This window comes from Bartonella sp. AP30XZML (genome assembly GCF_042195945.1).
Classification (GTDB): Bacteria; Pseudomonadota; Alphaproteobacteria; order Rhizobiales; family Rhizobiaceae; genus Bartonella.
This window is the reverse complement of sequence record NZ_JBHIPJ010000034.1, coordinates 1-5,649: the sequence shown is the minus strand read 5'-3', so window position 1 is coordinate 5,649 and position 5,649 is coordinate 1. Positions and strand designations below refer to the sequence as shown.

Here is a 5,649-nt window from a genome sequence, read left to right as displayed (position 1 = left end):
GCTCTTATGTCATCTCTTCTTTTGTCTTATGTGTAGCCTGTATAGCCAAATCCTCAAAACAATCCGCTAACTTTTTGTAACAAAAAAACTGCAAATAATTCATTGAACTCCAAACTATCTATATCACTAAATACTAAGGGGGGCGCATAGCTGTCCTAAATTCTCTTTACAGAAAACAAAAAAACAAAACGCTGCACAAGAAAAACTCAAATACTTGAATTTTTTCTTTCAACGTATGCGCTGATATTTGCTTGCATATCGTCTTAAAAATCCATTTTCCACCAAGGTTCGTCTTAATCTCGCAAAATCTAAAGTAAAAAGGCTACATATTTTTGATGTTTCTGTTTCGCGATAGTTTTTTCCTATTTGAAATGCTTCTGCAATTTTTGTAAGTATATCTTCTGTTTCTAAATGGCGATCGCTAAAATTTTCCATATTTAGTACATTTTTATCTTCTAGCGCTTGCCATAATTTATCGATTGCTTGAAATCCCTTTGTTGTGTTTTGAATAAGACTAAGGTTTAAAAGGCGATTAATAGATTTGTGAATGTTTTTGGTCTCTGAATTGACAAGTTTGAGGATATCAGAAAGAATTTTAGCACCAAGTATAATAACAGTATAGACAGCGCGTAGTGTCGGTGAGGTCATGGCAGAAATGAGCGAATTATAAGAAAAATGATTTGGCTGTATTGCACATGGATATCAATAGAATATTATTCGTGCAGAATGTAGCTACCTTACGCTTGTCTACCCCATAATCCTTTAAGCTATGAGACAATTTGCAACGGAGTTTACAGAGCAATCTTTAAAGACCGTTTTGAGCTTTTTTGTCGCAGAGTGTGTTACAAAATCATAATTGAGCCATTTATGGCGAAGTGTTTTAGGCACTCTTGTTGTGCCACCGGTTGCAAAAATTATATGTGACATGGAAGCTGCTTATTTTTTAGTTTGCATGAGGCACAGGCAAGAAGCAAAGGCGGAGGCACCAACAATTATGCAAAAGGTGAAAGCGATATGATTGTTGAAATGGCTGATGATCCATCCACTTGTCCATGAGCCGGCAGCTTGGCCAATATTTGAAATAACAAGAATATAACTAAAAAGAACGCTGGCAGAGAGGGATGAGGTTGTTTTCCCTGCTTGATAGTATATCTCATGGAATCATGACAGATTCATAGACACTGTAGGCAATTAATGCAGTCACAGCGGTAAAGACCCCACCCATGAGGAAAAATGAGGAGAAACTTCCCATAAGCCATAATAGGTAGAAAGTTGATTTATCAGAAAGGCTGAGATGTTTATTGATTATTCCTTGCCAGATACAAATACTGATGCCAACAATTGAAAAGAAAATTCCACTATAAGGGGCGAGATTGCTGTCAAATTTACTGAGAAGTGTTGTGGTGGTGATGAAAATTCCCATGAGGAATGCACAAAGCAAAGCCGTGACCAGCAAATAAGCAATAGAACGATTATGTATTATTGTTTTTAAAGAAGAAAGAAGAGCTTTTTTTGTTTTTTTATTCTTTTCAAGAGATAATGTTTTATGCGGGTAATGATAAACAATTTGAATGGATAGAACACAAAGATACAAACCAAGGAGTGCAAAAAAAGCCATTAAGAAGGTCGATGCGTTGTATTTTATAGCACTCGTTGCAACAAGAGGGGCGATAACGACAGCAGCATTTTGAAAAAAAGAATAGAGAGTTAATGCGCGCTTAAGAGCATTTTTATTGAGATGTTCTGATAAAATTTCTCTCAAAAATGGCTTTGAAATTGCTTTCGAAAAAGCCATTAAGGTAAAAAAGATCAACCATGCAGAAGGTGTGAGCGATAGGATAATGCACACAAAAGCGCTACTCCTTAAAATAAAGGCGGTAGCCATTAAGAGTTTGCGCGAAAATCTTTCTAATAAACCCGTTGTGGTTACCATGAGAATGCTTTCAAGGAGTACTGATCCAGCGAGATAAAAAGCAACATTGGCAGCAGTTATGAGAGAAGAGTTTCCAAGCAGAGGGAGTACAAAGAAAAAGGAAAATTCAGAAAGAAAAACTGTGCTATAGATGAAAAAAGTTATTTTATTTTTGCCCATGGAATTTCCATAGAAGTGTTGTTAAATGATCAAAGACATTTTGTTGTATCTTTTGAGGAAGTTTTGCCAGCCCTGTTTTTGCTGTGCACATTTCGTTGAAATAGTATCTTTCTTGATTCACTAGCCAGTCCAATGCAAGAATATTGTTTTTTCTACGATGTTTTTAGAAATATCGAGTATGATTTGGATTGAGCAACAACACTGTGCCCGGATGTTCGCGCAACAATCGTAAGATCATTGAGACCTTGATCCTATATCTTCTCCTGATGGGTTTGACTGTTTCTAACCCTATTTAATAACCAATTGACATCCCGCACTCTTGTTCCTCCCCATTGCATCTCTTGCGAAGAGAGCACGCTAATCTCATCTCCATAGATTGTCAACATATGAATGGGATGAATGATTTTGTAACCTTTTAATGAAATTACATTTTTTTAGTGGAAGGTTATTCATTCTCTTGAAATAGAGAAGAAAAACGATAGCGTTCGCTAATCATTTTTCAATTCTCTTTTAGCGCATACGTTGATATTTTCCTCCATGGCGTTGTAAAAAACCTCTCTCAACAAGAGTGCGTCGTAATCGGGCAAAGTCTATCGTAAAGAGGTTGCATATCTTGGAAACTTCCGTTTCGCTATAGGTTTTTCCCATTTGAAAGGCTTCACCAATTTTTGATAGCATCTCTTCTGTTTCTAAATGGCGGTCGCTTAAATTTTCCCTATTCCGTTCATGTTTATTTTCTAGCATTTTCCACACTGTCTCTTCGGCTTGAAATCCTTCTGTTGTGTTGTGAATAAGTCCAAGATTCAAAAGGCGATTGATGGATTTGTGAATGTTTTTGGCATCTGAATCGACATGTTTGAGGATATCAGTAAGATTTTTTGCACCAAGGATGATGGTGGCATAAACAGCGCGCAGTGTCGGTGATGTCATGGCAGAGATCAGTGAATTGCGGGTATTGCGTTTGTGAAGGGTTTCTTTTCCCATGGGCAAAAGATCGTTGCGAATGGGAAGTTCATTGATTTCTATGAGTTCTGCTTGTAGTGATTGTGCGCGTACAATTTGTTCGGCTGGGGTGCGTTTGCGAATAATTCCCAGACCACCTTGGCGATATTTGTGGTTTTCGGGGAGTGTTAAAGCCTCATAGGAGCCATCAAGCCGATAGAGGAGTTCTTCCCAGATAGGGGTTCTAACACGTCGAACCCGTTGTTCGCCATTGAGAGCAATTGTTGTTATCATTGTTGGTTCATGCAAACAAAGATAACCACCAGGTGTGATATGTTCCCAAAGGGTTAGAACAAATCGTACATCATCTGCGGGGGTTCCTGCATCAATCCAAGCAAAATCTATTGGCGCCCAAGATTTGAGGGTGCTTTCATCAAGAGAGAAAAAATTTTCATTGATAAATGTTACAGTGTCTTTTTTAATGCTATCTTTAAGAAGTTCTTGCCATGCTTCTTCTGCTGATTGACCTTCTACTGTAAAATCATCAATTGTGATAAGCCGTGGTTCGTAATTCTCAAGGACTCCTGAAGGATCAAGCAACGCTGTGCGCTCTTCCCAAATGGCGGATTCTAAAAGCTTTTTATCTTGTTGCCATGATAAATTCGCTTTTTGAAGTGCTTTTGCGATAAAGCGCGTACTATCACCAGCACCGATTTCAATGACTGTGCGCGGTCTTGCCATTTGAATAAGCGTATGGATAAGTTGAGCACTATTTTCTGTTCCCATGCCAGGTCTTATCAGCTGCATCTTTTTATCCTTATAATGTGAGCAATCGTAGCATTCCTGCTTTTACAAGAAACTTTATTGAATCCTCTAGCGGGTATTGAAGATGCATTGGTGTGGCAGCTTTCTGCAAGAGATGTTTTGTTTTTTCATGAAGCCGGATTGTGCGCCCATTAAGTTGATATTCGATATCATATCAAAAAACACAATAAAGTCAATAGGTTGTGTGAAGTTATTTTATATGAATCCACTTAAGAATCCACACTTTTATACGTGATTCATTTGACTATTTTTATATAAGATTGCCATGTATGAATAGACCATAAAAAGCAAATCATAATGTAAATATTATAACGCATGTAAACGTTCATATGAAATGAAAAGCCGATATCATTCATAACAGTTCATAAATTTTATGATACGTTTTTATCACAGCACAAATCACATTGTTTTAAATTTAGTCGTTTGAAAATATCGATAACATACGTTTAAAGATCACATCTTGTTTTAAAGATTGGATTGTTAATCACATAAAAGAGCAAATTAACATTCGCCAAAATTGGCGAGCGCAAAATAGAGAGCTGTCATAACAGCATCATCATAACACCGAACATTTTAAAGATTGCATAAAAGGATTTAAAGACAAGATCGATTTTATAACCACGGTATTTTTTTACCGAGGTAGGAAATAAAGGTCATGAAATTCAAAATGCTATATCTTATGAAATGAAAAGCCTTTTAATGAATAGATTGCAGGCTAGTCTTTAAGAATGGAACTATTCGCTTCCACAAAAAAATGGAGGCAAATAATGCCATGGCAGTAGAATAACTATCTACTTTAGATTTGGTACTAAAAACATTTTAAAAGTTATAGTTTAAAAATACGAAACCAAATGAGCTCTTTCCAAATTTGGGGGCAGCTATTAAGACAAAGATAAGCAAACAAACTTCAAAACCATTGTAACATCATAAGGTATGGGTTTTTACTTAATTTTGAGTCAAAAGCTGTAATGTTTAAAGAATGCTCTATTCTAAGATAATGCCTCCAAAAATAGACCGGCTAATATTTAAAGAAATTAGGTTTTAATGAAAAGTACAAATACGCTTATGAGAACCTCATTAAATGCACGTTTAAACGTTTGAAACATAAAATGAGATCTTTATAAGAAACGTTAAAACTCTTTTTTATTACAGTTATAACTTAGTTATCATTTGCTCTTAAAAACGTTTCATTTATGAGAAAACTAAGATTTAGCTTTCACAGCAGAGCAAAATCTTAAAAACCTTACACTTTATAAAAGCGTTTGTTTATTTATCTTATGAAAAGCTGCTTTGTAAAAACCAACGCTTCCAAATGTAAAAAGAACGTTTTTTGCAGATATTTATTGAATATGCATTTGCTTTTGATTGGATTGTTAAAGCTATCGAGCATTTTGATTTGTTTGATACGTTTGATAGCCATAACAAGCGTTATAGGCTCTCTCATTCAAATGAGTGATTAAAGATCATACGCACCATTTACGTTTCTTTTGATAAGTTTTCATATCTCTCATAGAGCGCTTGCAATATGATACGTTTTGTATATATGCATTCATTACTCCATTGTGGATGATTCATTTTAATCAATAAGAAACGCTATTTGAAAGCCGCGTCATATCATTTGACACGGCTTTTTTTATGTTACTCTCTCTTTTATGATATGTTTATAGCAATGCATTTTATATGCGTTTATACACCATAAAGAAAGCACGCCCCCCACGCCGTTCTTTATTCTGTTTTATCAGTTATATTGACAACATTATCCCTTTCATACACCTCACAATTTTTTGGAA

At 35.7% G+C, this 5,649-nt stretch carries 4 protein-coding genes; all 4 read right to left on the bottom strand.

The window, feature by feature from the left end; genetic code table 11:
- Positions 1 to 228: 228 nt before the first annotated feature.
- On the bottom strand, positions 229 to 648 hold the full coding sequence (locus ACFIL2_RS02185) for a DUF2087 domain-containing protein (RefSeq protein WP_375680166.1): 420 nt from the start codon (positions 646 to 648) through the stop codon (positions 229 to 231).
- A gap of 114 nt (positions 649 to 762) precedes the next feature.
- Positions 763 to 927, bottom strand: coding sequence for a hypothetical protein (locus ACFIL2_RS02180; protein ID WP_375634983.1), 165 nt, complete (start codon positions 925 to 927; stop codon positions 763 to 765).
- A 226-nt stretch (positions 928 to 1,153) separates the two neighbouring features.
- A complete protein-coding gene (locus ACFIL2_RS02175; protein ID WP_375637053.1) occupies positions 1,154 to 2,092 on the bottom strand; it encodes an MFS transporter in 939 nt (312 codons plus the stop codon).
- A gap of 510 nt (positions 2,093 to 2,602) precedes the next feature.
- A complete protein-coding gene (locus ACFIL2_RS02170; RefSeq protein WP_375680165.1) occupies positions 2,603 to 3,841 on the bottom strand; it encodes a DUF2087 domain-containing protein in 1,239 nt (412 codons plus the stop codon).
- Between the last annotated feature and the right edge of the window lie 1,808 nt (positions 3,842 to 5,649).